This window comes from Pseudoalteromonas sp. G5_S1_14_S5, assembly GCF_054968605.1.
The window spans coordinates 1-6,601 of sequence record NZ_JBQKUM010000126.1 but is presented as its reverse complement, the minus strand read 5'-3'; the positions used below and the strand labels follow the sequence as shown (position 1 = coordinate 6,601).

5 protein-coding genes are annotated in these 6,601 nt (G+C 42.4%); 4 read left to right on the top strand and 1 reads right to left on the bottom strand.

The features are described 5' to 3' along the window. The first annotated feature begins 417 nt into the window (after positions 1 to 417). From ACTRWI_RS21630 to ACTRWI_RS21615, 4 genes are all read left to right on the top strand, one after another. Positions 418 to 2,178 (top strand): methyl-accepting chemotaxis protein, encoded by a 1,761-nt coding sequence (locus tag ACTRWI_RS21630; RefSeq protein WP_499133776.1) that lies wholly within the window; start codon positions 418 to 420, stop codon positions 2,176 to 2,178. A 238-nt stretch (positions 2,179 to 2,416) separates the two neighbouring features. After that, entirely contained in the window at positions 2,417 to 3,412 is a 996-nt protein-coding gene (locus ACTRWI_RS21625) for a DHH family phosphoesterase (protein WP_499133775.1), read from the top strand. Positions 3,413 to 3,862: 450 nt separating this feature from the next. Continuing rightward, complete coding sequence (locus ACTRWI_RS21620; RefSeq protein ID WP_499133774.1) at positions 3,863 to 4,861, top strand: chitinase; 999 nt, start codon at positions 3,863 to 3,865, stop codon at positions 4,859 to 4,861. 36 nt (positions 4,862 to 4,897) lie between these two features. Then, the gene (locus tag ACTRWI_RS21615) at positions 4,898 to 6,052 is read left to right on the top strand and encodes an immunoglobulin-like domain-containing protein (RefSeq protein ID WP_499133773.1); all 1,155 of its coding nucleotides are present in this window, start codon (positions 4,898 to 4,900) and stop codon (positions 6,050 to 6,052) included. A gap of 221 nt (positions 6,053 to 6,273) precedes the next feature. Here the strand turns inward: ACTRWI_RS21615 and ACTRWI_RS21610 are convergent. Then, on the bottom strand, positions 6,274 to 6,601 hold a 328-nt coding region (locus ACTRWI_RS21610), incomplete at its 5' end, for a hypothetical protein (RefSeq protein ID WP_499133772.1).

Here is a 6,601-nt window from a genome sequence, read left to right as displayed (position 1 = left end):
ATGTCCAACCATTGGGGTCCACTTCTTTGATTAGCGACTCGTTTATCAAAATTAAACACATATCACTTGGAATTCATCTAAACAAATGGGTTGGTGAGAAAATCTTCAAATCCCTTTATTTAAAAGGTGTCAGGGCTGTTTTTAACGTTTGTATCAAACGTGAGAATCCTTTTTATCCCAATTTTATAATCTTGCTAATGTACATCGTACCAATTTGTGTTATTGATATTTTTAACCTTAGTGGGTGCTCTCTTTGCATTTTCAATGAATGTGCAATGGTGGGTATAGAGTCAAAACGGCTGCTGTAAAACGCCTATTATTGGTAAAAAGATAAAAATAACGAAATAGCATGGGCAAGATAACATAGTTAAACGCCCAGCCTTAGATACCTAAATTTAGTAAAGACGAGTCACATCTATGGATATAAAGAAAAAGCTCTATTCATTGGGAATGTTTTCCATTTTCGGCATGATTTCATTGTTGTTTACCACCTCGCAATTCGCAGATACGACTGCTCAAATGAGCGAAGCGAAACAAATCACTAAAGAACTAGAGGTTCGCCTGCTTAATCTCCGCCGTAATGAGAAAGACTTCTTGTTGCGAAATGATATGAAGTACCTTGATAAGTTCGACGTAAACTACAACAAGTTTTTGGCTTCCGAATCCCAACTCAATGTGGTTCTGAACGATTTAGGTTTAGCAAACAGCACACACTTACGTGAAGACATCGAAGCTTACCACAAGAGTTTTGTAGATTTGGCCAAGGCGACGGAAGTCTATGGACTGGCCAGGGACAAAGGCTTATTAGGGCAGTTTCATGAAGTGCTAGATAGCATGAGTGCTAACGCAAGCCCAGAGCAAAAAGTTGAGCTTTATCTTTTTAATGACCTGATTGAAAAGGGTACCTTTGATCCGAGCATGCTTTCATCAAGTACCAGTGCTTTGCTACAAACAGCAAAGCTGGTGGTCGAACAAAAGCAACACATTGGTTTGAAGCATGATGAAGGCTTAATGGGCAAAGCGCGTGCAGGTTCTCACGTGATTGAAACTCAGTTTAAAGAGTTTTCAGCCGTACTGGACCAAGGAACTCAAAAGGAGATGGACAAACTATCGCTGATCAACAACATCCTTTGCGTCACATTGCTTGTGTCGATCATTTTGTTTAGCTGGTTAATTGTTCGCTCTATCATTGGCAAAATTGAATCCCTGCTTTCGGTGATCCGCAATATTGTCGATTCCAACGATGTGTCGATTCGTTCGCATCTTGATGGTAAAGACGAGTTAAGCACTCTAGGTCAGTACTTCAATCAGTTGCTTGAGCAGCTTGAAGGCTTGATTTCTGCCTCTCAATCTAAGTCTTTACAACTGACTCAAAGTACGTCTAACATGCACGATGAGCTTGAGTCGGTAATCAAACAGTTTGAAGTTCAAGCTAACCATACATCAACCATGACAACGTCTGTTCAAGAGATGGTATTAACGATTGGTGAAATTTCAGAAAGCACCTCTGTTGCTGCAGAAGGCGTTCAACAAGCGAAAGTGAACGCAGATAAGGGGCGTGAAGTAGTGGTCGAAACTATCAATAACATTACTCAGTTGTCTGAACGTCTATCAAGCAGCCAAGATTCAATCAGCTCACTTAACCAACATGTCGATCAAATCGGTGATGCAGTCAACATCATCCAAAGCATTGCTGAACAAACCAATCTACTAGCATTGAACGCTGCAATTGAAGCAGCACGTGCTGGTGAGCAAGGGCGTGGCTTTGCCGTTGTAGCAGATGAAGTACGCGCACTAGCAAGCAGAACACACCAGTCGACGACAGAAATAACCTCGGTGGTAAGTGCGATTCAAAGCCAGATGCAGGCATCGATGACTGAAATTGGTGAATGTAACCAGCAAGGTCAGCTAACGCTCAAAGATTCAGAAGAGCTGGATGCTAGCTTGCAGCTTATCTTAAGCGACATGCAGAGCATTCAAGGTAACTCTGAACGCATTGCGTCTGCAATAGAAGAGCAGGGTGCTGTGATGGCACAAGTGAGTGACTCCATCACAGAACTCAATGCCATCTCACACGATAACAATGCCTCAGCACAGCACTGTTTAGTTGAAGTAGACAAAGTGGCTGAACAAGCTCATGAGATGGATAACGCAGTCGCACAGTTCAAAACGTCTTAATCAAGCATCAAAATAACTTAAACCAAAGGCGCAGACTATCTGCGCCTTTTTGTATTTGAAAGGTATGGACAAATACGGAGGTAGAGGATTAAGAATAAGGCATTCCAAATCGGACTTAAGTATTTATGAAATAGGGTTAAAATAATCATCGTCTATTAAGCTTAGTTATACCTTCACGTTACAATCTGTACACTTCATTTTATCGTGAATGGCTTAATCTCACGGGAAGAGGAACAAAATGCATTACGACGTATTCAACGGAGATGCAGATGGCATCATCGCATTGCTTCAACTGCGCCTACATGAGCCTAAAGAGAGCACTTTAATCACGGGGGTGAAACGCGATATCAAGCTGGTCTCGCAGGTTGTTACCCAGCTAGCGGAACAGAATCCCCAAAGTGATGATACATCGGTGACTGTTTTAGACGTGTCGATGGAGAAAAATCTACCCGCATTACAATCACTGCTTGCTGATGAGATTAATGTATTTTACTGCGATCACCATCGTACAGGGGACATCCCCAAGTCTGAGTACCTTGAGACTCTCATTAATACAGCGCCGGAATGTTGCACTAGTCTTTTGATCAACCAAAAACTCAAGGGAGAATATGTAGCGTGGGCTATAGCAGCAGCGTTTGGTGATAATTTAAAAACGGTGGCTGAACGGTTAGCGCTAACAAATGGATTTGACCAATCTCAAACTAAATTTTTGGAAGAGCTAGGCACCCTAATCAATTATAACGGCTATGGCGCGTCACTGAGTGATCTGCACTTTTCACCGATTGAGCTTTATCAAGCGCTGTATCAGTATTCGAATCCATTCGATCTCTTGGATGATAAAGAATCCGTGTTTTATCAACTTCGCGCCGCTTACAAAACTGACAAACAACAATTATCAGACCTTACTCCGATCTATGAGAGTGAAGTCGCGCGCGTGTTTGAATTGCCTGCAGAGACTTGGGCAAGACGAATAAGTGGTGTGTTTAGCAATGAAATAGTGAATCAAGACCCAGTTCGAGCACAAGCGGTGTTAACGAGAAATGCAGATGGTCAGTCTTACACTGTGAGTTTACGAGCGCCTTTATCAAACAGAGTTGGCGCAGATGAAATTTGTTCGAGTTTTGATACTGGGGGCGGAAGGAAAGTCGCTGCCGGAATAAATTCGCTTAAAGAAATAGATAAGCTGAGTCTGATTGAACGAGTAGAGAGCTATTATTCAGACCATTCGAAATAATTACGATGTTATATTTTTGTTGATTTATCAGCGGGGGCTTATATTTTGGGTTTAATGTGACTTGTACCTACAATTAAGCTATTTGCAGGTTTTGGTGATATCACTCGCAAAATAAAAAGTCCTAAATGTCAAAATATTTAGAGCTTTTATTCCGTTCAATTAACGATGTTTCATCCGTATATAACTCTTAATTTAATTCATGAATTAACGGTGTTTAATATATTTTCATAGGCAATGTAAACTGATGATAATTATCTTTTTTCAAATTTTAATTTGAATGAAAAGTCAAAATCATATTGATTCTAACATTCAATCTGTGACTTAAAATCACAAGTTAAATCAAAGGTAGTTATTTCCTATAAATTCCATTACTTCTCTATAAATATTCATGACTAAAATGAACTGGTTCGGTTGTGATTGGCACAGCTGTTAAGTAAGGAAGTGGGACTAATGTTGAAACGTAAAGCTCTACAATTAGCAGTATCAGTTTGCATGGCGGCCATATCGGGCGCGGTTTATGCAAATGGATCTGACATGACGAATCCAGATTCGGGTGTTGTGGTAGGTTATTGGCACAACTGGTGTGATGGCGGGGGTTACCAAGGCGGTAATGCGCCATGTGTAACGCTAGATGAAGTGAACCCGATGTACAACATTGTGAACGTCTCATTCATGAAAGTGTATGACGTGGCGGATGGTCGAATTCCAACTTTTAAACTGGACTCAAGGGTTGGGCTTTCAGAAGAACAATTTATTGATCAAATCTCAGAACTAAACAAGCAAGGCCGCTCTGTAATGTTGGCTTTGGGTGGTGCAGATGCACACGTAGAGCTAGAAACTGGTGATGAGAGAGCTTTTGCTGATGAGATCATTCGTCTTACGGAGCGTTATGGCTTTGATGGTCTAGATATCGACCTAGAGCAAGCGGCCGTCACTGCTGCAAACAACCAAACCGTTATTCCTTTCGCACTGAAGCTAGTGAAAGATCACTACCGCGCAGAAGGTAAAAACTTCCTTATTACTATGGCGCCAGAGTTCCCGTACCTAACGACGGGTGGTAAGTATATTCCTTATATCGATAACTTGGAACGTTACTACGATTGGATTAACCCGCAGTTTTATAATCAAGGTGGCGACGGCATCTGGGTTGACGGTGTGGGCTGGATTGCTCAAAACAACGATGAACTAAAAGAAGAGTTCATTTACTACATCTCTGACTCTTTAATCAACGGAACCCGAGGTTTCCATAAGATCCCGCACGATAAGCTTGTGTTTGGTATCCCTTCGAGTATTGACGCAGCAGCAACCGGTTTTGTGAAAGAGCCACAAGATCTATACGATGCGTTCGATAGCTTAACTGCTCAGGGGCAGCCTTTACGTGGCGTCATGACCTGGTCTATCAACTGGGATATGGGCACCAACAAAGCCGGACAAGCATACAACGAATAATTCATCAAAGACTACGGTCCATTTGTTCACGACCAAGTGACACCGCCACCAGTTGAAGGTGAACCTGTATTGAAAGGTGTTGAGAATACACGTGTTCTTCACGGCACTGTTTTTGACCCGATGGAAGGCGTGACAGCAACAGATAAAGAAGATGGTGATTTAACTTCATCAATTGATGTTGAAGGTTATGTCGAGACCAGTGTTATTGGAACTTATGTGCTGACTTACCGCGTGAAAGACAGTGACAACAATGAAACAACCAAGGCAAGAACGGTAGAAGTTTACAGCCAAAAACCTGTTTTCGATGGCGTGTCGGATACTACTGTAGTGCTTGGCAACCCATTCGACCCAATGGCGGGTGTTACAGTAAATGATGCTGAAGACGGTGACCTAACAAGTTCAATTACATACACTGGTAGTGTCGATGTGAATGAGATAGGTAACTACACGCTTGTTTACCGAGTAACAGATAGTGCAAATCAAACGGTAACTGCTGAGCGTAAAGTGTCTGTGACTGACGGTTCGAACTGCGCAGCAGCATGGGATGCTAATACAGTTTATGTCGAAGGTGATCAGGTATCCCACGATGGGGTAACTTGGGTGGCGGGTTGGTACACTCGTGGTGAAGAGCCAGGAACAACAGGTGAGTGGGGCGTTTGGAAGCAAGCGTCAGACAGTTCATGTGGTGGCAACCCAGATCCAGGTGGTGACGTAGAACTGAGCGTGTCTGGTCTGAAGTCTGAATACATTCTAGATAATGGCGATGTAAATATTCAGTTCACATTGGAGTCGAATGAAGTGCTTGATGTTATCGCAAAAGTGATCAATAGCGCGGGTTCTGTGGTTGAACAGACCAACGTGAAGCTAACCGATAGCCGCACGGTTACGATGGACCTGTATGATGTCAAAGAAGGTCAGTACAAGCTGGAAGTGGTTGGAACTGCGACAGATGGCGAAGTGGTGATGTTGGATAACTCGTTCTCAGTAAAAGAAGAGGGCGGAACACCACCACCTCCGGGTGACTACCCTCCGTATGAAGCTGGAACGGATTACGCAGCCGGCGATATTGTAGTAGGTAGTGACAATGGCTTATACGAATGTAAACCTTGGCCTTACACGGCGTGGTGTGCAAGTGCATCGTATGCACCAGGTGATAGTCAATACTGGCAAGACGCATGGGTTAAGCTTTAATCTAATAAAGCAAATGGCCTACGAAAAGTAGTTCTAAAGTGAATGAAAGGAGAGGCTATATGTCTCTCTTTTTTATTGATGATACAGGACGACTATTCATTCAATTTAAATTGATAGTATTTACATAGAAATCTTAATTAAATTTATCTATACATATCGTCACGATTCTTTGGTTGATAATGAGAATCTGGAGTTTGCTTAGCTAGGTCTTTAAGCGGGTTCTATGCAAGATCCTCATCCGCTACTTTGATGAGAGCGTGAGAGGTATAAACGACGAAACAGTCAGTAATACTAATACTGACGCTGATTTTAAATTTTTCCTGTTCAAACCGATGGTTTCGAAATTCTTCACAGATGCGTTCACCAAATAGGGTCGCGATATTATTGTGGGCATCAATGACCTGATGAACCTGGAGGGTAATATAGCCTTGGGCAGAATCGAAGTTCTGGCAAGGTGAGGCTGTCGTTAAGTCTAGTTGGGTACTCATATCGGTCTGATCAATTAATCCCACCGCAAAAAGGTGCTTTGCATTAACTTGGGTATATCGC